The following is a 20296-nucleotide window of genomic DNA, read 5'->3' on the forward strand; positions in this document are numbered from 1 at the left end:
CCTGTTTTACGGCTTCGACAGCTGCTGAACCGCGGCTGGATCAAGCGGCTGATAAGGTTGCAGAACGGTGTCGCGCTGCTCGCCGAGCACCCAGGCAAAACCCGAATACATCACCACCAGGCACACCAGCGTAAACAGCGCCACCATCCACCACGGCACGATACGCACCAGGCTGCGACGCCTGTCATTGAGGCCTTCCCAGTGCGGCGACAGTTCACGCGGCACGTCACCGCGCAGCTGGCGAATCTGCCGATAGAGCGCATCGCGAATGCCGTCGAGCTCCAGCATGCCGCGCGCCTGCACCCGGTACTTGCCCTCGAAACCGAGCGACAGGCACAGGTACATCAGTTCCAGCATCGGCAGGTGTTTGACCGGGTTCTTCGACAGACGATCGAGCAGCTGGAAGAATTTCTCGCCGCCAAAGGTCTCGTTGTGGAAGCTGCTGAGCAGGCTCATCTGCGACCACTCGCTTTCGTTGCCCCACGGGGTGGTGACCACTGCTTCGTCGACCACGGTGCAGAGTACGTAACGCGCGGCCATCACCTGGCTGCTCTCGGCGCCGTTGTGCAGCGCCCGGACTTCGAAGAGTTTCAGCGCAGCCGTCAGCCGCTCGTTGAGCGCGTGCATGTCTTCGCGGGTGTCGCTGTGCTTGAGCCGCACCACTTCCGACAACAGGTCGGAGGACGCCGCCACCAGCGAGTTGAGGCTGATGTTGAACGCTTCCGCCGGACGCAGGCGCGCGGCGTAGATCATGCGTTCTTCCAGTTGCTCGAAACGCGGCGGTGCGGCGAAATCGGTCAGCGGACTCTGTGCCGGGCCATGGCCCTGGCGATCGAGCAGGACGGTTTTGTCATCCTGATGGTGATCCATTTCCTTGATCATATCGGTCAGTTCCTGATGGCCCAGAATTTCAGTTCAAGCTCGGCAAATTCGCCGGACACGTGGAACGCGAAGCCGCCGGAGCGCTCCAGTTGTGCCAGGTCTTCGGAACTGAGTTCGAGGATGAAATAGGTTTTGTTCGAGTGGAACGGGATCTGCCGCGGCGCCACGGGCAAGGGTTTGACCTTGATGCCCGGCAGGTGCAGGTTGACCAGCTGACGGATGCGCTCCACCGGGCCGACCTTGAGGTGAGCCGGCAGGCGATGACGCAGCTCTTCGGAGTCGCAGTTGGCACTGGCCGCCAGCACGAACGACGCCGTGCCCAGCAGTTTGTGGTCGTGCAGCGGCGACACGGTGATGCCGTATTGACGGGCTTGCAGCACCAGTTCGATGGCGTGCTGTTCGAGCACCATCGACAGCACCTGACGAATCGCTTCCATCAATTTGCGGAAGCTCGCGCCCTGGTCGCTGTGCTGATAGCGGCTGTCCAGACGCGGGCGTTTGCTGTCGCTGGCAAAGGTCGACAGATCGCCGAGCATCGACAGCAGCGTGCGGTACAACTCTTCCGGGTGAACCTGTTCCAGGCCGAGGTAATGGCGCAGGACCAGTTCGGTGCGGTTGATCAGTTGCAGCATCATGAAATCGCCGACTTCCGCGCCACCGACCTTGCCGTTGGAGCGAATCCGGTCGGCAATGGTGTCGCCACGGTGGCCGAGCATGCTGATGACTTCTTTGAGGCACGACAGCAGGTAGCCCGACGCGTGAGCGTGGATGAAGGTCGGGACGAAGTCCGGGTCGAGGCTGATCACGCCGTCAGGCGTGGTGTCGAGGACTTCGCAGATCTTCAGTTTGACGTAGGCCTGGTCGCTCTGCTGCTCGCCGAGCAACAAGCGGAAGTCCGGGCGCGCGCAGCTGACCTGGCTGCTGGAATCATCGCCGGCGTTGGAGTCGGCGACTTCCGCTTCGTACGCGGTGTAACGCGCCAGCACGTCGGATTGCTCCGGGCGACGCGACTCGATGTGGTTACCGGTGACCAGCGGCAACGCCAGGTAGATCGGCGTGTTGCCGGTGTTCGGCGGGACGTCGAGGGCCAGCGGTTCGGTGTTGCCGCCGAGTTCGAACAGGCTGCCGTCCGGGAGAATCCCCGAGGCCTGGCTGATCACCAGTTTGCCCATGTTGAGGAACTGCAAGTCGATCTCGAGCCCCAGAAAACCCCAGGTGTAACTGCCCAGCAACTGGGTACGGGTTTTCATCTGGTTGTCGTAGTAGCGATCGTTGTGCTGGAAGTGCTGCGGGCGCAGCAACATGCCTTCCTGCCAAATGACTTTATGCACGTTCATGTTCAGTCATCCGCCTTGGCGAGCTTTTGGTTTTTGTCATGGATGCCGTTCTTATCAAGGATCAGCTCGGCCACGGTCAGATCGGCCGGGGTGACTTGAACCACGTAGCGCCATTGGGTTTCACGCAGGTCGCGATACGCCGCGAGCACGCCGACGTAGCGGCTGCCGCTTTCGACGCTGAGCTTGAACTCGGCGGTTTCGCCCGGGCGCAATTCCAGCTCTTCGCTGGCCACGAGGTCGGGCGACAGGGATTCCTTGGCGCGCTCGTACAGGCTGAAGAAGTCAGCGTTTTCGAAGGCCACCGGGTGCTTGAGTTCAATCAGCCGCACGACAATCGGCGATGGTCGGCCATTGAGGTCCGGGTTGACCTGATCGCTGGCGGTCAGCTTGAGGTTGAGCTTGGTGACGGTGGAATACGGTGAAATCGACGAGCAGCCGGCCAGCAGCACCAGGGCGGTGAACGCTGTCAGCATGTTGATTATTACGGCCTTGCAGCGAGACATGCGCATCATCCTTGGTGGTCGGTGTGTAGGGTGGAAATCAGGCGGATCTGTTCTTCGTAGGCCTGGGCGAAATCCCGCGCCAGCAGGCGTTCGCTCCAGTCATCGTCCTGACGCAGCGCCTGGTGATAACGGCCGTAGGCTCTCCAGCGGCTGCCCGAGGTGGCGAGCAGCGGCTTGTTGCCGTCGCGCTCGAAACGCAGGGTCAGTTGCTGTGGCGAGAAGTGCTCGAGGGTGCCGCGTACCGCCGCGCGGCTGGCGGTGAGCAAGGCCACCTGATGCGCCTGCAAATCACGGAACGCCCGCGAGATCGCCTGCCCGGCCGGCAACTGGCCGGGTTTGTCGCCCTGCAACAGAATGCCCAGCGCTTCGCTGGCATCGACGGCAAATTTCAGCGGGTTTTTACCGGTGCCTTGAACGGTGGTCTGCGCCAGGCGCAGTTCGTTTTTCAGCTCCGAACGGGTGCGCAGGCTCTGCTGCAAACCGCCCACGCTTTGCTTGAGCAAACGCGCGGCGTTGATCGCCAGGGCTTCGCGGCTGTCGTGATCGAGGCCTTTGAGGTCGACGCCCAGCGCATCACCGAAATGCTCCCAGAAGCCTTCGCTTTGACGCTCGATCGCCTTGGGTGCCGGCGCAGGTTCCGGCGCGGCGGGTGCGGCCACCAGTTCCGGCACCAGCAGGCTTTCCATGTCGATGCGCGCGTAGTCGGCACGCTGGCGCGGCTCCTGACGCGGCGCATTGAGGGCGCTCAGTTCGTCGATTTCCGAGTAGACCCGTTCCTGCTGATCGAGCGCCATGAGCGGATCAAGGTCGAGAAATGCATCGTCCGGAATGATGCTGCCGGCGGCTTGCGGGCGGCCGACTTCGGTATCGAAGGTGGCCGGGTCGCGTACCAGCCGCGCACGGATTTCGAAATCCCCCAGCACGTAGACGCTGCCGTGTTCGATGCGCTGCGCTTCACCCTTGCGCAGACGCGCGCCGCTTTCGCTGGCCTGAATACCGTTGCTGCTGGTATCGGTCAGGAAAAACGTGCCGTCGCGGTAGCTGATCAGCGCGTGATGGTTGGACAGGTGACGCTTGCGGTCCGGAATGATCCAGTCGCAATCCTCGCCCCGCCCGATCACGCCGCCAGCCTGCTTGAAGGTCTTTTGGCACAAATCCGTGGGCACGAACTGCTTGGTGTTCAGCATTTCGAAAACCAGTTCCATGATGTCGCTCCTTGCGGTCACTTGCCGCGATTGACCGCCTGCGGATCACCCAGAGGGCGATAGGTGTTGTCGTTGAATTTGTAATTGCCGCTACAGCCCCCGAGGCCGCATAGAACGACGAGGGTCAGCAGGACGGCTTGCCAGTGACGAACAGGCATCAGAGGGTCTCCAGGGCTAAACAATGCACAAAGCGCCGACCCTTGAGGGCGGCGCTGAAAGAAGCAAAAGGGATGAGATGACGCGTCATGGGCCTATCCATCGAAATCGCCGAGATTGATGTTCAGGCGCCCGAGGCGGTACAGCAGCGTGCGCCGTGGCAGGCCGAGTTCGCGGGCTGCGAGGGTCTGGTTGCCGTCGTTCTTGCGCAGGCAATCGAGCAACAGACTGCGCTCGACCTGCTCCAGGCGTTCACGCAGGTTCAGGCTGCACTCCTGCGGCGCGACCTCGATGCGCAGCGAGAAATGCTCGGCCAGCAACTCGCCGCCTTCGCAGAGCAATACGGCGCGTTCAACCAGGCCTTTGAGTTCGCGAACATTGCCGGGAAAGGCGTAGCTCGACAGGTGATCAAGCGCCGCATCGGACCAGCGCACCGCATCACGTTGCAGAAAGGTGCAGGCCTTGTCGGCGAAGTGTCGGGCCAGGTCGAGGATGTCGCCTTCACGCTGACGCAAGGCCGGCAACTCAATCGGGAACTGCGCGAGGCGGTAATACAGGTCTTCGCGGAACTTGCCTTCGCTGACCAGCACCGCCAGGTCGCGGTGAGTCGCAGCGATGATGCGCACGTCGATCTTGTGGGTGTCGTTGGAGCCCAGCGGACGGATCTCGCCTTCCTGCAAGACCCGCAACAGCTTGGCTTGCAGGGACAGCGGCATGTCGCCGATTTCGTCCAGTAGCAAGGTCCCGCCGTTGGCCGCATCGAACAGCCCGGCGCGGTCACGGTCGGCGCCGGTGAAGGCGCCTTTACGGTAGCCGAACAGCTCACTTTCCAGCAGGTTCTCGGGGAACGCCGCGCAGTTTTGCACGATGAACGCCTGGGAACGGCGCGGTCCGCAATCGTGGATGGCCCGCGCCACCACTTCCTTGCCGGTGCCGGTTTCGCCGCGCAGCAGCACGGTGTACGGGCTGTGCAAAACCTTGCTGATCAGTTGGTAGGTCTGGCGCATCGCCGAGCTTTTGCCGATCAAGCCATAACCGCTGGCACTCGGCACGCTGCTGGGCATCGGCGACACATCGCCCACCGGCCGGCGCAGGCGTTGTAGTAGGTGCAATTGCCCAAGCACGAACGAACCCAGTTGCCCGAGCGAATCGGCGAAGCCCTGCAACTCGACCTGTTCACGGCTGGCGCACAGCAGCAGGCCGACCACCGCTTTTTGCGGATTGAGCAGCGGCACGCACAGCAGCGACTGCCACGGCACGGCCTGCTCCGGCAGGAAGCTGGTTTCGTGCAGGCTGCCACTGAGCCCGGTGAAGCTGAGCACACGGTTCTGGCACAGGGAAAACTGCAGCAGTTGCTCGCCGTTGTAGTCGGCCGGCAGGCTCGCGGTTTCCCGTGGCTGCAGGATGCCCTGCAAACACTCGGCGTTCAGCCCGAGGCTGGTGTGGGTGGCGTCGAGCAGGTACAGCTGACTCAACTCACAGCCACTGAGCTCGGCCACCGCGCGCACGAAGTCACCCAGCAGCGCAGCGCCGTCAGCCGCGCACGACAAGCTGGCGAACTTCGCCAGCAAGGCTTCGGCATAGACCAGCGGCTGCGGCACTCGAGTGAACATCACACTCACCTCAGGCGAACTCGCAGGTCACGCTAGCGTCACCATCGAGCGTTGCGTGAACGCGCTTGAGGCTTTCGCCAGTGGCCATCGCGTCGAGCAGACGATCCGCCACCAACGGCAGCACGTGCAGGTCGAGCAAGTGATCGATCAGCCGCGCGCCGCTGTCGCTTTGGGTGCAACGCTCGGCCAGGTGATCGACGAGGTTCTGGCAGTAAGTGAACTCCAACTGACGACGGTTCAGGCGCTCGCCCAGACGACCCAGTTTGATTTCGATCAGCTCGCGCAGCACCGGGCCACCGACCGGGTAGTACGGCACCACGCGCATCCGCGCCAGCAACGCCGGTTTGAAGTGTTTGCTGAGCACCGGGCGGATGGTTTCTTCGAGGACTTCAGCAGTCGGCCGCGCACCGTTCTCACAGAGTTCGCTGATGCGGTCGCTGCCCAGGTTCGAGGTCATCAGGATCAGCGTGTTGCGGAAGTCGATTTCACGCCCTTCCCCATCGTTGGCCACGCCTTTGTCGAAGATTTGGTAGAACAGGTTGAGCACATCCGGGTCGGCCTTTTCGACCTCGTCGAGCAACACGACGGAGTACGGTTTCTGCCGCACGGCTTCGGTGAGCATGCCGCCTTCGCCGTAACCGACGTAGCCCGGCGGTGCACCGATCAGGCGCGAGACGGTGTGTTTCTCCTGGAACTCGGACATGTTGATGGTGGTGATGAAACGATCACCGCCGTACAGCAAGTCAGCCAGCGCCAGCGCGGTTTCGGTCTTGCCGACGCCGCTCGGGCCGACCAGCAGGAACACGCCCACCGGCGCATCGGGTTTGTTCAGGCCGGCCGCAGTGGCGCGCATCGAGCGGTCCAGCGCGTGGACGGCTTGTTCCTGACCACGAATGCGGGTGCGCAGGTCGGTGGCGAAGCTCGCGACCTTGGCGTTGTGCTCACGGGCCAGTTGCGCCAACGGCACGCCGGTCCAGGCGCTGATCACTTCAGCCACCAGACGCGGGCATACCTCGAAACTCACCAAGCGTTCCTTGACCTGGGCATCGGTCAGGGCGCGGTGGGTTTCGTTCAACGCGGCTTCCAGGGCTTCGACGCTTTGCGCTTCGTCCACGCTCGCTTCGAGGGTCTCGATCACCGTGCCTTCGGCGTCTTCTTCAACCGTAACGGTCGGCTCGACGGCAACGGCTTCACGGGCCTTGGCCAGTTGCTGACGCAGTTCCAGCAAACGTTCGGCCAGTTCTTTTTGCTCGGTCCAGAGCGTTTCTAAAGCAACCATCTCGTCTTCGGCGGCGTCCAGGCGATCTTCCAGCGCATCGAGCGCTTCATGGTCGATGAGCAAACCGGCTTCGGCATCGCGGCGCAGGGCCTGACGCTGACGCCCGCCTTCGGCCAGTTCACCACGCAGGCGCTCAAGGCTTTCCGGCGCGGCAGCGAGGCTGATACGCACGCGGGCGCAGGCAGTGTCGAGCACGTCGACGGCTTTGTCCGGCAGCTGCCGACCGGCCAGGTAACGCGCCGACAATTCCGCCGCCGCGACCACCGCGTCATCACGCAGGTAGATGCCGTGGCTCTTCTCATAAACCTGTGCCAGACCGCGGAGGATGGTCACCGCTTCGCTGACGGTCGGTTCGTGCAACTGCACCGGCTGGAAGCGACGGGCCAGGGCCGGGTCTTTCTCGAAGTATTTTTTGTACTCGGCCCAGGTGGTGGCGGCGATGGTGCGCAATTCGCCACGGGCCAGGGCTGGCTTGAGCAGGTTGGCCGCGTCCGAACCGCCGGCATTGCCGCCCGCGCCGATCAGGGTGTGGGCTTCGTCGATGAACAGGATGATCGGTTTTGGCGAGGCTTTGACTTCGTCGATCACGCCTTTGAGGCGGCGTTCGAACTCACCTTTGACGCTGGCGCCGGCTTGCAGCAGGCCCATGTCCAGCGACAGCAGTTCAACGCCCTTGAGCACTTGCGGCACTTCACCGGCCGCAATGCGCGAGGCCAGGCCTTCGACGATCGCGGTTTTACCGACGCCGGCTTCACCAACCACAATCGGGTTGTTCTTGCGGCGGCGCGCGAGGATGTCGACCATCTGCCGAATCGCGCCATCGCGGCACAGCACCGGGTCGAGTTTGCCGTCGCGGGCTTGCTGGGTCAGGTTGTGGGTAAAGCGTTGCAGCAGGGATTCACCGGGTACAGCCGGTTTGCCGGTGGCCGGTTGTTCCTTCTGCGACAGGGCAAAATCCTTCAGGCGATCGATGTTCAATTTCGCCAGCAATGGCTGGTAGCGGCTGCCGGCATAGCGCATCGGATTGCGCAGCAACGCGAGGATCAACGCGGCCTGCTCGACCTGGCTCTGACCCAGTTCGAGGTTGGCCACCAGCAACGCATCTTGCAGCCACTGCACCAGCTCCGGGGCGAACACCGGATTGCGCGAGGCGCTGTGCTCGACCCGCGATTGCAGCGCAGCGCTGAGTTCACCAGCGTCGACTTCGGCGTCTTGCAGCGCGCGTGCGAGCAAGCCTTGCGGGCGCTCCAGCAGGCCCAGCAACAGGTCTTCGACGAGGATCTTGCTGCCGCCACGGGCAACACAGCGTTCGGCCGAACTTTCCAGGTCACGACGGGTTTCGGCGTCCAGCGCCTGGATCAGTTGTTGCAGGTCTACGTTGATCATTGGTCTCACGTCCTTAATGAATTTTGCTGCCCAGGGTCACCACGCCGTCCGCGTGTTCGCGGCCCAGCCAACTGGTCCACCCCAGGCGACAGGCGTTCTGCTCACCGATGCGCAGTTCGCGGATTTCTTCCTGGCGCAGGACCAGGCGAATGTCGTAATCGAGCGGGTCACGCAGGGTGAACCGCACCAGCGCGCACAGCGGCTGGTAGCCGAAACCGATCGGCAGGAATTCGTGAAAGCGTTGCCAGTCGAGTTCGCGGATGTGAATCCGGAACTTGCCGCTGCGATCGCGCACGCTCTCGCCCAGCACCAGGTCTTCACCGAGCGCGCTGTTGGCACGGCCCAGGCGGTTACGCTGTTCGTCGAGGATTTCGACGCGGCGCTCGATGCACTGCTCGATGGTCAGTTCGGCGTGCTTGAAGTAGTACCGCAGCACCGCTTCGATCAGCGCCGCCGAGTGCGCCCGCAAACTCAACAGGCCGAGGTACGGCAGCAGGCGTTTCCAGTTCAGTTCCTGGGCCTTGCGAATGTCCTCGCCACCCAGGCCGATCAGCGCAAACAGCTGCGAGGAAAACGGATCGAGGGCGCCGCTCTGGAAGCTGGCGCGGTAGCGGTACTTGCGCCAGATCGGCAGCATCAGCCGTTGCAGGCGATGGTGGAACAGGTCGAGGAAATGCCGCGTCGGGTTGCCGTCTTCGCTGTCGCCCAGCGCTTGCTCACCGTAGAACGCCGGCAGCGGCGAACCGGAACCGACCAGGCCGATCAGGTTGAAACGCAGGCGCGCGCGCATCTGCCCGTGCTCGTGGAAAAACTCCACGCGATCGACGTCGCTGCCAGGGAAACCCAGGCTCGGGTTGGCCTGGAATTCCAGCTGGTCATAGAGGTCCTCTTCGCTCAGGTACGGGTGGGCCTCGCGCAGCCGATCGACGACCAGCAGCACGGCCTGAAACAGCGAGTACTCGCGTATTCCTCGGGTCAGCCCGCTTAAAGCAGAGGCTGAAGGCCCATACGTGGTGTCCATTGGTACACCTCTCCCTGTGTGCTTTTTACCCGCAGCTCGTGGTACGAATTGAGACTGGCGTAAAGCGCGAAAAACTCGTTAAGAACCGAAGCGAACACGAACAGGTCGCCTTCGCCGATATAGCCTTCCGGGTCGATGGTCAGCTCGGTGCGCAATCCGCGCAGCGGCAACCCTCGGTGCAACCGGTCGACGTGCTGATGCTTGATCGACTTGAGCCCGCCCAGCAGGCGTTTGCTGACCTTCTCCGCGTGCTGGTCGTAGTAGCGCGGCAGGTCGTAGGTTTCGAGAATCACCTTGAGCGCGTCGACGTTGGCCAGCGACAGGTAGTTGAGCGACATGTTGCTGATCAGCTTCCACAGGAAGTCACGGCTCAGCGGCGGCGCGAAGCTTGACGTGGCCGGGGTGATGTTGCGGAAGCTGAGGAACTCCGGGGTCTCTTCGCAGGCCATGCAAATGTCGCCGAGCTTGAGCCGGCGCGGCAGGTTCTGGTTGGTGCAGATCAGCTCGATCGACAGGGTTTCATGGGCTTCGGTGTGGCGAATGCCAAAGCTCAGGTAGGTGTCGAGGCCGTCGTGCAGCAACGAGGTGCGCTGGCGAATGCTGTAATGCGGACGGCTTTGCGGCACGTCGAAACTCGGGTCGTGCTCGAACGATTCGAACGGCACGTACTCCTGATAACCGAGGCCGCCGGGCTTCCAGCCGGTAACGCCTTCAACCGAAAACACCCCGCAGTTTTCCAGGTCGTATTCAGCCGGCAGCAACAGGTATTCGTCCTGTTTACCGTCGAGGCGAATCGGCAAGGCGTCATGCTTGAACAGATTGACGATGGGCGTGCAGTAGAGCTTCACGTTGTCCAGGGTCGGGCGCAGACGCTGGATGCCGCTCTTGCGAATATCGAAGCGCAGCTCCAGGCCGCGCATCTGCTTGAGCGTGTCTTCGGGCAGCGACTTGAGCAGGTCCAGACCGTTCAGATCAACGAACAGGAACTTGTCCTGGAAGGCGAAATATTCCTGCAAATAGCGATAGCCACGGAAGGTGTTCAGCGGATACGGGATCAACGCTTCTTCTTCGGCAAAACCCACCGGCTGCACACGGTCGCCGGGCATCTTGAATGCCATCGGCGTGCCGTTGGCGCCATTGAGCGGCTTGCCGGCCGCGTCCAGCGGAATCAGCTCGATGCCTTCCAGATTGCGCAACAAGCTCAGGTAAAGCATCTGGCTGATATAACGCTCGCCGGCCAGGTGCAGGCGCAGACGACTCAGGTCCAGCTCACCGATATGCCCGTCGCAACTCATCTCCAGGCGCAGGCTCAACAGCGAACCGTCGCCCTTCACCGAGTACGTCAGCGCGGTCAGGTCCAGCGGCAGGACTTCAGTCGGGTAGCAGGTGCGAAACCGGCAACGCACATCATCGATCGGCACACTCTCGATCGGCGTATCACGCTCGACCTGCAACGCCGGCCCGGAACGCTTCAACGGGTCGAACTGCAAAATACTGAACGCCGGCAACGGCCGCATGTAGTTCGGCCACAGCAGGTGCATCAGCGAATGGCTGAGCTCCGGCAACTCGTCATCGAGCTTCTGGCGCAAACGCCCGGTCAGAAACGCAAAACCTTCCAGCAACCGCTCCACGTCTGGGTCACGCCCGGCTTGGCCGAGGAAAGGCGCCAATGCCGGGCTGCGCTCGGCGAAACGACGACCTAACTGGCGAAGTGCGGTGAGTTCGCTTTGGTAGTAGTGGTTAAAGGACACGAGGGGTTACCTTCCTGGTATTGAATTCGGGTGAGTCGAATAGATGGATATTCATGCGGCTGGCAAACTCATTTTCAGGGTGTAAATCCCCAGGACTTCCATCGCCGGAAAGATCATCAACACCAGGAACGTCAGGGAGCGGTGCAACTTCGAATTGCGGCTCGAGCTACGCAGCCCCATCAGCGCCAGTCCCAAGGACAATAAAGCCAACACAAAGAACCAGTCGGATTCCACTAGCCATATCGAAATACTGCTCAATACACTCATGAGAAAAGCGTCCTGTAGAGCGCAACTGTCAGACCTGAAACCACGTAACCCGCGATCAGCAAGTAAGGCAAAAAAACCAACCAACCGAACATCATCGCAACCCCGGCGAAGTCCCCTGTTAACACGTTCGCCAGTCCGTAAAGCACCCACGGCACGGCGTAAAAAGGGATGAACATCAGCGGTGCTCGCCAGATTCTCTTCAGAATCTGTTGTTCGGGTTTTCCACTCAGCGTGCGCGTGGCCCATAGTGCAAACACGATGTAAGCCGGTACGCCAAAGGCCAGACCGTAAATCAGCAGCTGTTGCTGCCCACTCAATGTCGCCAGGCTCCCGTTCAACTGTTCGATAAACGTCAGCACTACGAACACGACCACCGGAGCCCAGACGGCAGTCATCAGGAATCTGCCACGGCCTCGACTGATCACTGGCAATCACCTGTAGAGGGGCTTAGCCCGACATGGCGAGCATGGGTTCTCTGCGCCCAACGCAACTCAATGACTTGCGTCGCCAAAATAGCCATCAACGTGACGCAACCCTGAGCCACACCATAGAACAGCGCCCTTAGCGGGTTTTCAGGCAACATCCAGAGCAGGATGAAGCCGACCATCACGCTCAGCAGCAGGAGCTTGGCCACGAGATTTGGCATCAGTGCGATCAGCAGATTGACGACCAGAAAAATGTAAAAAAGCGCGTAGCTCGCCATTCCGATAGCAACACCATGCGAGGTGAAGCCACCGTTAAAAGCTTTGTAGGCGCTTACCACCGCGTCATTCAGGAACGCGTAGGCAACACAACCCAGAGTATGAAAAAACAGGCTCAGGGACAGACGAACGTATTTGTTCATGCCGGATTCACATTCGCGTAATCGGAGCCGGCGATTTCCATCACAACAATGGTCATCAGCACCACAACCGTCAGTGCGCGATGCAGCAGCGACTCTCGGAATCCACGACGAAGCCCGGTCAAAATCAGCACAAGACACAGCAATGCCAGAGCGCCAAACAAATTGCTGTCGGCTACAACGGCCAGGTAGCCTTCTATTTCACCCTTCACAAGCATGCTCGTCAGTCTTCCATGTGGACGTAGGGCGTGTTACTGATAAAAATGTCTAACCAATGCCATTCCCACTGAGGCATAGCAATATCAAATGTTTCTTCTTTTTTATTGAAGTACAACCAATAGACACCGACAGACTTATCGTCTTCAAATAAGCGCATATCCAGCAACTGGGTCGAATAGAGCGGCGTCCGATACGCTTTTTCTGGGCGTTCTTTATCAATAACCCTAAGGTAAGCCATCCCCCCCAAGCCCAAAATCCCACCAACCGGTACATTCTGTAAAATGTAGCGCCCGGAAGTGTCGATACTTGTAACATTCGCTGGAAAGTTGCAAATCTTATTAACAATAACAACTAGCAGAGCCACCAGAACAACCAGTACCATTGCGCCGCGAAATATTGCACTCTTGTGCTTTGCAAAAGCCTCACCATTTACAAACATAACTTATTTACCACTCTCAATAATCGGTTCAACACTATACGGAGCGTTAGCGACGAAGCGATTCAGCCAGTACTCCCTCAGGCATTCAGAGTGAAAAATAAAAGACTTCCCTTCTATACTAAACTCGAGAAAAGATGTTCCGATCCGGCCCGAATCGAAGGTTTTTTTCATATCTGCCTCTTCAATTTCAAACAACGGGCTTCGGTATATTTTTCTTGGCTCATTCAAATCGGTCACCCGCAGAAACGCCAAATTTTCATCGAAGGGAAACAGCCGAAGCGGAACCCTCTCTACGACATACTGGCGCGTGGCACTTATCTTGACTACGTCAGGTGAACGCTGGGAGAGCCCATCTACGAAAATGTAGGGAGCTATCCCAGCTGAAAGTAAAAACACAAAAATAGCAAAGCAAATCATTTTTAAACGCATGATCAGCTCGACATCACAATAGTGGTTGGCGCAATGGTCTCATACTTAATATCAGACAGCACCCGGAAGTCTCCACCCTTGCCATGGCATTGCCGATACTCCACAAAATCACTATTTTGAATCAGATAGAAACGAGCCCCCTCCAACTCCTTGAACACCTCTGCCACGTCAGCTGGGTTCAACGCTCCCGTTTCCATCATTGCTGTTTGGTTGGAATTGATACTAATATTGCGCGCAACGGCTTCAGGTGGAATTACGGTACCATCAAAGTTCCAGAAACCGAGCGGCTGACTAATGAAATCAGAGCCATCTCCAAAGTCATAGCTATCTTCAATATAAAAACCAAGCCTCTTAACCTGAAACTCAATTTTTTTTGAGACAATAACAACGTCACCTTCTGATATAACTCTTAAATTAAAGTTAGCGAGCGCCCCTCTTAAATCGTCGAGTACGTCAATCCTCCACTGCCCCATCTTGACCGACACAGTATTACTGTAGCCAAAATCCTCAGCTTCGCGCGCACTACCAAATGCCACTGGATACTTACCATCGGGCTGACCTTTGAACTTCTTAAGTACCGCTGCGCGTATCTGCTTCTGCCCATTCGGGCTATTCCACATTGACTTTAAATAGTCATACTCTTTTTTTACGCGCTCAAAAGTTAACAGCCAACTCATCTTGACTATCGAGTCGTCGACGTACTCTTGGGGAATTTCCTTACCATGATTCTTGGTAACCTCATCCATGCCACCGTCCGGGGTAGGCCAAGGGTTGCCATTGAACCATCGACGCATCAGTGCGGCAGATGTCGGCCATTTCATCTTGTCCATAGCTGCCGGGATGTCTGAGATACCGAATTTGCGCTTAGCAATCGCACACTGGCCAGCCTTGTTACTCGCCGGAGTCATGTTTGCAGTCACTGCAGTGTTCGTCATCTCAACATCCTTGGAAAATAATTCCGACATACCTTAGGCATGCCGACTACCTGGGCATCAATGCGGTGCTTACGCAATCGCGACCTTCGTTTGTTGCTCAATCACCAACTCAACGGCTTCCGCTGTTGCGGAGAAGACGCGCTGAGTCTTTCCATCCTTGTCTGTGACGCCATTGACGATCTTTCCTGAGGCGGTTTTCAGCGTGTACTCCACGCCAGCCAAAGGCTTTCCGGTGTCCTGACAATTGATCACGAAGTGCTCGTTAAACGGCCACTGAATCTCCACCGGCAACGGCGCTACAAACGGCGCCGGCGTATGCGAGTTCCCGATAATCACCGTCGAAGACCCGGCAGTCACCTTGTTGCCATGAGTCCCCACCGAATCAACGGTGCCAGCCGGTTTACCGTTAATCAAAACGGTACTCGCCAACCCACCGACCAACGCACCACCACACGCGGAGGCATCACCTTCGCGGGCGGCCGCGAGGCCGTCGAAGAATACGTCGCCGGAACCGGCGGCGATCGGGTTGGTGCTGTGGCCGGGGAGCGGGCAAGCGGTTGGGTCACCGACTCGTGCTGCGGGTTTACCGGACATCGTCGTCTCCTTAATTGACCTTCACTTGACCGCTGCCATCCAGGCGCGCGGCAAAACTGACCTGACGCTTGAAACCTTCAACTTCCAGCAGGCCTTCGATGCTGAAGGTCAGCCTGAGTTGATCGTTGTCTCGCGGCAGGGAAACGACACGCACGTTGGTGAGGCGTGGCTCGTAGGCTTCGATGAAGCGCTCGATGGCCAGGCGGGCCTGACTCAGGGAGTCATGCAGGCTCAGGCGCATGTCGTTGAGATCGGGTAGCCCGTAATCGGACAGCGTTTGCACGCTGCCCGCACGGGTGCTGAGCATCTTGGCCAGATGGGCAGCCACCGACGCCATGGCGGAAACCTCGCGGCTCCAGCCGACGCGTTTGTCCGCGTCGCCACCCAAGCGTTCGAAAAGGCTGCCGTATCCAGTCATGACCCAGCTCCTTGGTTATTCTTTGTCCAGCTTGCCAACCAGCGACAGGGTGAAATCGGCACCCATGTACTTGAAGTGCGGGCGCACGTTCAGGCTGACGCGGTACCAGCCTGGCTCGCCTTCAACATCGCTGACGACGATCTGGGCAGCACGCAGCGGACGACGGCCACGAACTTCGGCGCTCGGGTTTTCCTGGTCGGCAACGTACTGGCGGATCCACTTGTTGAGTTCCAGCTCGAGGTCGGTACGTTCTTTCCACGAACCGAGTTGCTCGCGCTGCAGCACTTTCAAGTAGTGAGCCAGGCGGTTGACGATCATCATGTACGGCAGTTGGGTGCCGAGCTTGTAGTTCAGCTCTGCAGCCTTGCCTTCGGCACTGATGCCGAAGAACTTCGGTTTTTGCACCGAGCTTGCGGAGAAGAACGCGGCGTTGTCGCTGCCTTTACGCATGGTCAGGGAGATGAAACCTTCCTCGGCCAGTTCGTATTCACGACGGTCGGACACCAGCACTTCGGTCGGAATCTTGGTTTCGATTTCGCCCATGCTTTCGAAGTGGTGCAACGGCAGGTCTTCAACCGCACCACCGCTTTGCGGGCCGATGATGTTCGGGCACCAGCGGAATTTGGCGAAGCTGTCGGTCAGCTTGGTGCCGAACGCGTAGGCCGTGTTGCCCCACAGGTAGTGCTCGTGGCTGTTGGCGACGGTTTCTTTGTACACAAACGATTTCACCGGGTTTTCTTCCGGGTCGTACGGGTTGCGCAGCAGGAAACGTGGCACGGTCAGGCCGATGTAACGCGAGTCTTCGGACTGACGGAAGCTCTGCCATTTGGCGAATTGCGGGCCCTCGAAGTGATCTTTCAGATCCTTCAGGTCCGGCAGGCCGGTGAAGCTTTCCAGGCCGAAGAATTTCGGGCCGGCAGCGGCGATGAACGGCGCGTGGGACATGCACGCAACGCTCGACACGTACTGCATCAGTTTCACGTCAGGGGAGCTTGGCGACATGAAGTAGTTGGCGATGATCGCGCCCACCGGCTGACCACCGAACTGGCCGTATTCAGCGGTGTAGATGTGCTTGTACAGGCCCGCCTGCATCACTTCCGGCGAATCTTCGAAGTCGTCCAGCAGGTCTTGCTTGGAGACGTTGAGGATTTCGATCTTGATGTTTTCGCGGAAGTTGGTGCGGTCGACCAGCAACTGCAGGCCACGCCACGCCGATTCCAGCGACTGGAAGTCCGGGTGGTGGAGGATTTCGTCCATCTGACGGCTGAGCTTGGCATCGATCTCGGCGATCATGCGGTCAACCATGGCCTTCTTGACCGGCTCACCGTTGTTCTGCGGCTTGAGCAGCTCTTCAATGAACGCCGACACGCCGCGCTTGGCGATGTCGTAGGCTTCGTCGTCCGGGGTCAGACGGGTTTCAGCGATGATGCTGTCGAGAATGCTGTATTCGCCGTTCTCGTTACTCTTTTGCTGCGCTGCACTGGTGCTCATAGTGTTGGCTTCCTTGGCTGATGGGGACTCAGGCGTCCTGGGCTGCGGCGTTCAGGCCCAGCTCACCCAGTACGCGACCGCGCGATTCGTCGTCGGCGAGAACGCCTTCGATGGCTTTGCGGAAGGCAGGTGCGTTACCCAGCGGGCCTTTGAGGGCCACCAGTGCGTCACGCAGTTCCATCAGTTTTTTCAGCTCAGGCACTTGCTCGACCAGGCTGGCCGGGTTGAAGTCCTTCATCGAATTGACGCGCAGTTTCACGGCCAGCTCTTCGGTGTCGCCCTCTTCCTGAAGACGGTTCGGCACGCTCAGCGTCAGCTGCAGTTCTTGCTTGGCGAGCACTTCGTCGAAGGTCATCTTGTCGATGCTGATCGGCTTGCGATCTTCAACTTTGCGCTCGTCCGCGCGGTGGGTGTAGTCACCGATTGCCAGTAGTTTCAGCGGCAGTTCAATCTCTTCCTGAGCACCGCCGGTGGCGGGTTTGAAGGTGACGTTGATGCGTTCCTTGGGGGCTACCGAGCCTTCTTTGGCCATGGCTTTTCTCCTTGCGGTTGTGGCCCTGGGGCCTATTCGAGTACCACTTCGAGATCGAGGTGGCACAGCCTGCGATAAATCTCTTCCTTGCGTTCTCGCACTGCGTGGTTCTGCGGCAACAACTCACAGCAGCTATGCAGGAGGTGCAGCACTTCCAGCGCAAGATCAGGCTCCCAGGCGTGCAAGCCTGAGTTCTGTAATTCTGAATCGAGGGTTTCGAGTTGGGTCTTGGCCAGTTCGTATTTCTTGGCCAGGAAGCACAGCCGCGCCAGGCTGAACTGCCAGAAGAACCGCACGCGCCCGCCATGGGCGGCTTGCAGGCCTTGCTTGAGAATCTGCACCGCGGCCTTGAGGCCGTCCTTGCGCAACACCGGCAAGACTTCTTCGAGCGCCAGTTCCCAGGCCGGCTGGCTGGCGCTGACTTCGACTTTGCGCGGCGCGCTGGCGGTTTGCAGATGGGGCATCACGTGGGCGCTGATCCAGGCGCGAGTGGCCGGATCAGCGAACGGCGCGCCATCGTGGTAACGCAATTCGACGATGCCCGGCAGGCGCTGAATCAACAGCGCGAAGTGGATTTCCACTTCGCGCATGGCCAGCTCGGCGTTCAGCCCTTGCAAACATTCCCAGACCAGCCGCTGGCCATCGAACCAGAACGGCGCCTTGGCCAGGCTCGCCTCCAGCTCCACCAACAGGTCGGCGAATTGCCCCTGCTCGAAGCGGTCCTGGTAGATTTTCAGTTTGTCCGCCGGCAGCCCGCGCAAAGCAGTGATTTGCTCGGCGTTGCGCTCGGGAACGGCGTCGATCGGTAGCCACAGCAACGTGCGATTCAGGCGCAGAGCGCGCAGGTCGGTGGCTTTCTGCTTCAGCCACCAGGCGCACAGTGGGCGTGCATTTTCCTGCTGCGCGCGCAGGGCCTTGTGGGCTTCTTTTTCGTTGTCGATCGGTGCGCCGGGGGTGAACAGCTGCGTCGCGGCCTGTTTGACCTGAGCCACCACCGCGCCGACAGCACCGGGCTCCGGCTGATTGTCGGCGGCGCGCTGGACCATGCTTTTCAGGCGGCGGGAGATTGGCAACAGCAGCGGCGCGTCGTCGCCCAGGTGCTCGGTGCAAGCGGTATCAAGACCTTCCAGGTGCTCGACCAATTTGCGGAACAACGGCAGTTGCTCTTTGATCGCGACGTTTTCGTTCAGCACCTGCTCGAGACGCGGCACCAGCCAACTGATGGCGGCGGAACGGGTGCGGGCCTTGTTCGGGTGAATCTCGGCCCAGTGGTGTTCGCACAGATGGTGCAACAGGCCGAGGCCGGCCAGCAGGCCCTGGAAGGATTCGCGCTGATACAGCGCCCAGGTCAGCCACGCGCCAACGCGCAAATCCTTGGATTGGGTTCGCAGCAGCGCTTCACTGTTTTCACGGATTTTCAGCCAGTCGATCTGACCGCTTTCATGCATGGATTGGGCTTTGCCCAATTCGCTTTCCAATGCCTCATATTCGCTCGAAAAACGAACGTCCTCGCCCGCGAAATTCTCTTTGGATACAGAGCACTTGGCGAGGTCAAGGTAATGAGCAGAAAGTTTGCTTGAATAGGACATCCCTGGCCTTTAATAGTATTACAGTCTGCACGCTTACCGGAGTTTCGGTGCGTTGGACAGTATCAAGAGCATCGCGCAAGACTCATCCATTTGAGTACCGTGCTCTTTCAAGTGGTGCGCATCCTACTCACGATGATGGCCACTAGCAAGCATCCAATTAAACGACAAGGCGAAGTGTTCTCCATAGCGTGTAGGTAATCACCCTATATGTGACAGGGGATACCCTCATGTCAGTTTAATATTTCCGCTTTCGCCCCATCGCCCCGGAACCGTTGAGCCAGAGCTGCCTGCAAACCTGACCGTGATCATTGAGCATCAGTCCTCTGAGGCAGACACAGAGCATGGCAAGAATTAAAAATGATAAATGTAGGATCTTTCTGAAAAAGTTAATGCAAACAGTTTCAACGTCAATGACGACAACAAGCAATTAAAAAGTGCCATCAAAATGATGGCACCTTATATATCAACAAATTCATCAAATGTGGCGATATACAGCGAAATTGCGTGGAATCGCCCACTCAATTGCATACGACTTGCACCATTTCTGTCGTTGGCTAACGCAACACTTTGAAACACGGAACGCTCCGACAGGCGTCAGGGAGCCTTCCTACATTATTCCGCTTGCCAGCTTGTTAGCGTGTCCAGAAGTTCACGCGAGCAAGACCAGGGACGGTTTGGATATCGCGCGTTGTTTCCATTCCGCTAAAGGATAAGCGAATGTCCCAACCGTCCAATACGGCACACTTTTCACTGCAAGTTCCCGGTGTTCGCAACGACTTCAAGGTACTGGCTTTCGATGGCACTGAAGCCATCAGCGCCTTGTACGCCATCCATGTCGAGCTGATCAGCGAGTACCCGGATTTCGATCTGGAGAGCCTGCTCAGCCAGCCGGCCTTTCTCCAGTTCGGGCTTAACGGCGAAGGCATTCATGGCTATATCGACGGGGTGCGCGCAGATGATGTCGGCCAGCGCCTGAACCGCTATCAGCTGATCCTGGTGCCGGCGCTGCACTACTTACAGTTCAGCCGCGATCATCGGATTTTCCAGGGCCAGACGGTACCGAAAATCATCGCTCGGGTACTCAAGGCGCACGGTATTCAGGCGGATGCTTTTACCTTCAACGTCCGCACCAGTCCCGAACGCGAATACTGCACCCAATATGGGGAAAATGATTTCGAGTTCGTCCAGCGACTGTGCGCCGAGGACGGTATCGCCTGGCATCACCAGCACTCCCGCGAAGGCCATCTGCTGGTGTTCACTGATGACCAGACCTTCTTCCCCACGTTGGGCGAAACCCCTTATCAGCAAGACGCCGGCATGCTGGCGGAGCATTCGGTCGTCAGCCAGTTCTCCCAGCGTTTCAGCACCCGTACCAGCAAGGTCACCCACCGGGACTATGACCTGAAGCG

The 20296-nt window shown here is 59.1% G+C and carries 22 protein-coding genes; 1 reads left to right on the top strand and 21 read right to left on the bottom strand.

The window, feature by feature from the left end; genetic code table 11:
* Nucleotides 1-6 precede the first annotated feature (6 nt).
* The 21 genes from icmH to tssA form a co-directional block, all read right to left on the bottom strand.
* Complete coding sequence (gene icmH / locus AC1DIG_RS23485) at nucleotides 7-882, bottom strand: type IVB secretion system protein IcmH/DotU (protein WP_477769225.1); 876 nt, start codon at nucleotides 880-882, stop codon at nucleotides 7-9.
* Between the two features lie 5 nt (nucleotides 883-887).
* Nucleotides 888-2219: a type VI secretion system baseplate subunit TssK gene (gene tssK, locus AC1DIG_RS23490; RefSeq protein WP_071552761.1), complete on the bottom strand. Its 1332-nt coding sequence runs from the start codon at nucleotides 2217-2219 to the stop codon at nucleotides 888-890.
* Between the two features lie 2 nt (nucleotides 2220-2221).
* Complete coding sequence (gene tssJ / locus AC1DIG_RS23495; RefSeq protein ID WP_477769226.1) at nucleotides 2222-2722, bottom strand: type VI secretion system lipoprotein TssJ; 501 nt, start codon at nucleotides 2720-2722, stop codon at nucleotides 2222-2224.
* Between the two features lie 5 nt (nucleotides 2723-2727).
* Nucleotides 2728-3927, bottom strand: a complete 1200-nt coding sequence (tagH, locus tag AC1DIG_RS23500; protein ID WP_477769227.1) for a type VI secretion system-associated FHA domain protein TagH — start codon at nucleotides 3925-3927, stop codon at nucleotides 2728-2730.
* 17 nt (nucleotides 3928-3944) lie between these two features.
* The gene (locus tag AC1DIG_RS23505; protein WP_092276060.1) at nucleotides 3945-4085 is read right to left on the bottom strand and encodes a type VI secretion protein; all 141 of its coding nucleotides are present in this window, start codon (nucleotides 4083-4085) and stop codon (nucleotides 3945-3947) included.
* A 93-nt stretch (nucleotides 4086-4178) separates the two neighbouring features.
* The gene (locus tag AC1DIG_RS23510) at nucleotides 4179-5696 is read right to left on the bottom strand and encodes a sigma-54 interaction domain-containing protein (protein ID WP_477769228.1); all 1518 of its coding nucleotides are present in this window, start codon (nucleotides 5694-5696) and stop codon (nucleotides 4179-4181) included.
* A gap of 10 nt (nucleotides 5697-5706) precedes the next feature.
* Nucleotides 5707-8361 carry a type VI secretion system ATPase TssH gene (gene tssH / locus AC1DIG_RS23515; protein WP_477769229.1) on the bottom strand — a complete coding sequence of 885 codons (2655 nt, stop codon included), beginning with the start codon at nucleotides 8359-8361 and terminating at the stop codon, nucleotides 5707-5709.
* A 13-nt stretch (nucleotides 8362-8374) separates the two neighbouring features.
* Nucleotides 8375-9382, bottom strand: coding sequence for a type VI secretion system baseplate subunit TssG (gene tssG / locus AC1DIG_RS23520; RefSeq protein WP_477769230.1), 1008 nt, complete (start codon nucleotides 9380-9382; stop codon nucleotides 8375-8377).
* Nucleotides 9346-11133 carry a type VI secretion system baseplate subunit TssF gene (tssF, locus tag AC1DIG_RS23525; RefSeq protein ID WP_429538795.1) on the bottom strand — a complete coding sequence of 596 codons (1788 nt, stop codon included), beginning with the start codon at nucleotides 11131-11133 and terminating at the stop codon, nucleotides 9346-9348. Before tssF ends, tssG begins: the two co-directional genes overlap by 37 nt.
* A gap of 51 nt (nucleotides 11134-11184) precedes the next feature.
* A complete protein-coding gene (locus AC1DIG_RS23530) occupies nucleotides 11185-11400 on the bottom strand; it encodes a hypothetical protein (RefSeq protein WP_477769231.1) in 216 nt (71 codons plus the stop codon).
* Entirely contained in the window at nucleotides 11397-11825 is a 429-nt protein-coding gene (locus AC1DIG_RS23535) for a hypothetical protein (RefSeq protein WP_477769232.1), read from the bottom strand. The genes AC1DIG_RS23530 and AC1DIG_RS23535 overlap by 4 nt, the downstream gene beginning before the upstream one ends.
* Nucleotides 11822-12244 (bottom strand): hypothetical protein, encoded by a 423-nt coding sequence (locus AC1DIG_RS23540; protein ID WP_477769233.1) that lies wholly within the window; start codon nucleotides 12242-12244, stop codon nucleotides 11822-11824. Before AC1DIG_RS23540 ends, AC1DIG_RS23535 begins: the two co-directional genes overlap by 4 nt.
* Nucleotides 12241-12459 (bottom strand): hypothetical protein, encoded by a 219-nt coding sequence (locus AC1DIG_RS23545; protein WP_477769234.1) that lies wholly within the window; start codon nucleotides 12457-12459, stop codon nucleotides 12241-12243. The genes AC1DIG_RS23540 and AC1DIG_RS23545 overlap by 4 nt, the downstream gene beginning before the upstream one ends.
* A 5-nt stretch (nucleotides 12460-12464) precedes the next feature.
* Complete coding sequence (locus AC1DIG_RS23550) at nucleotides 12465-12899, bottom strand: hypothetical protein (protein WP_477769235.1); 435 nt, start codon at nucleotides 12897-12899, stop codon at nucleotides 12465-12467.
* Between the two features lie 3 nt (nucleotides 12900-12902).
* Nucleotides 12903-13328: a hypothetical protein gene (locus tag AC1DIG_RS23555; RefSeq protein WP_477769236.1), complete on the bottom strand. Its 426-nt coding sequence runs from the start codon at nucleotides 13326-13328 to the stop codon at nucleotides 12903-12905.
* Nucleotides 13329-13330: 2 nt separating this feature from the next.
* Entirely contained in the window at nucleotides 13331-14263 is a 933-nt protein-coding gene (locus AC1DIG_RS23560) for a DUF6402 family protein (protein WP_477769237.1), read from the bottom strand.
* 69 nt (nucleotides 14264-14332) lie between these two features.
* Nucleotides 14333-14857, bottom strand: a complete 525-nt coding sequence (locus tag AC1DIG_RS23565; protein WP_477769238.1) for a PAAR domain-containing protein — start codon at nucleotides 14855-14857, stop codon at nucleotides 14333-14335.
* Between the two features lie 10 nt (nucleotides 14858-14867).
* Nucleotides 14868-15275, bottom strand: coding sequence for a type VI secretion system baseplate subunit TssE (tssE, locus tag AC1DIG_RS23570; protein WP_054594682.1), 408 nt, complete (start codon nucleotides 15273-15275; stop codon nucleotides 14868-14870).
* Between the two features lie 15 nt (nucleotides 15276-15290).
* Nucleotides 15291-16766, bottom strand: a complete 1476-nt coding sequence (tssC, locus tag AC1DIG_RS23575) for a type VI secretion system contractile sheath large subunit (protein WP_054594683.1) — start codon at nucleotides 16764-16766, stop codon at nucleotides 15291-15293.
* A gap of 28 nt (nucleotides 16767-16794) precedes the next feature.
* Nucleotides 16795-17298 (bottom strand): type VI secretion system contractile sheath small subunit, encoded by a 504-nt coding sequence (gene tssB / locus AC1DIG_RS23580; RefSeq protein ID WP_071552749.1) that lies wholly within the window; start codon nucleotides 17296-17298, stop codon nucleotides 16795-16797.
* Between the two features lie 32 nt (nucleotides 17299-17330).
* Nucleotides 17331-18887: a type VI secretion system protein TssA gene (tssA, locus tag AC1DIG_RS23585; RefSeq protein WP_477769239.1), complete on the bottom strand. Its 1557-nt coding sequence runs from the start codon at nucleotides 18885-18887 to the stop codon at nucleotides 17331-17333.
* Nucleotides 18888-19604: 717 nt separating this feature from the next.
* Here tssA and tssI point away from each other — a divergent pair.
* A partial coding sequence (gene tssI / locus AC1DIG_RS23590; protein WP_477769240.1) for a type VI secretion system tip protein TssI/VgrG occupies nucleotides 19605-20296 on the top strand: 692 nt, incomplete at its 3' end.

This window comes from Pseudomonas sp. 05N431 (assembly GCF_056397005.1).

Excerpts from the sequence above, each read along its gene's own strand:
- tssE (WP_054594682.1), bottom strand. The coding sequence starts at position 15,275 with ATGACTGGATACGGCAGCCTTTTCGAACGCTTGGGTGGCGACGCGGAC.
- AC1DIG_RS23530 (WP_477769231.1), bottom strand. The coding sequence starts at position 11,400 with ATGAGTGTATTGAGCAGTATTTCGATATGGCTAGTGGAATCCGACTGG.
- AC1DIG_RS23565 (WP_477769238.1), bottom strand. The coding sequence starts at position 14,857 with ATGTCCGGTAAACCCGCAGCACGAGTCGGTGACCCAACCGCTTGCCCG.
- tssG (WP_477769230.1), bottom strand. The coding sequence starts at position 9,382 with ATGGACACCACGTATGGGCCTTCAGCCTCTGCTTTAAGCGGGCTGACC.
- tssB (WP_071552749.1), bottom strand. The coding sequence starts at position 17,298 with ATGGCCAAAGAAGGCTCGGTAGCCCCCAAGGAACGCATCAACGTCACC.
- AC1DIG_RS23510 (WP_477769228.1), bottom strand. The coding sequence starts at position 5,696 with ATGTTCACTCGAGTGCCGCAGCCGCTGGTCTATGCCGAAGCCTTGCTG.
- tssA (WP_477769239.1), bottom strand. The coding sequence starts at position 18,887 with ATGTCCTATTCAAGCAAACTTTCTGCTCATTACCTTGACCTCGCCAAG.
- tssJ (WP_477769226.1), bottom strand. The coding sequence starts at position 2,722 with ATGTCTCGCTGCAAGGCCGTAATAATCAACATGCTGACAGCGTTCACC.
- AC1DIG_RS23555 (WP_477769236.1), bottom strand. The coding sequence starts at position 13,328 with ATGCGTTTAAAAATGATTTGCTTTGCTATTTTTGTGTTTTTACTTTCA.
- tssK (WP_071552761.1), bottom strand. The coding sequence starts at position 2,219 with ATGAACGTGCATAAAGTCATTTGGCAGGAAGGCATGTTGCTGCGCCCG.
- tssC (WP_054594683.1), bottom strand. The coding sequence starts at position 16,766 with ATGAGCACCAGTGCAGCGCAGCAAAAGAGTAACGAGAACGGCGAATAC.
- icmH (WP_477769225.1), bottom strand. The coding sequence starts at position 882 with ATGATCAAGGAAATGGATCACCATCAGGATGACAAAACCGTCCTGCTC.
- AC1DIG_RS23550 (WP_477769235.1), bottom strand. The coding sequence starts at position 12,899 with ATGTTTGTAAATGGTGAGGCTTTTGCAAAGCACAAGAGTGCAATATTT.
- AC1DIG_RS23540 (WP_477769233.1), bottom strand. The coding sequence starts at position 12,244 with ATGAACAAATACGTTCGTCTGTCCCTGAGCCTGTTTTTTCATACTCTG.
- tssH (WP_477769229.1), bottom strand. The coding sequence starts at position 8,361 with ATGATCAACGTAGACCTGCAACAACTGATCCAGGCGCTGGACGCCGAA.
- AC1DIG_RS23545 (WP_477769234.1), bottom strand. The coding sequence starts at position 12,459 with ATGCTTGTGAAGGGTGAAATAGAAGGCTACCTGGCCGTTGTAGCCGAC.
- tagH (WP_477769227.1), bottom strand. The coding sequence starts at position 3,927 with ATGGAACTGGTTTTCGAAATGCTGAACACCAAGCAGTTCGTGCCCACG.
- AC1DIG_RS23505 (WP_092276060.1), bottom strand. The coding sequence starts at position 4,085 with ATGCCTGTTCGTCACTGGCAAGCCGTCCTGCTGACCCTCGTCGTTCTA.
- AC1DIG_RS23560 (WP_477769237.1), bottom strand. The coding sequence starts at position 14,263 with ATGACGAACACTGCAGTGACTGCAAACATGACTCCGGCGAGTAACAAG.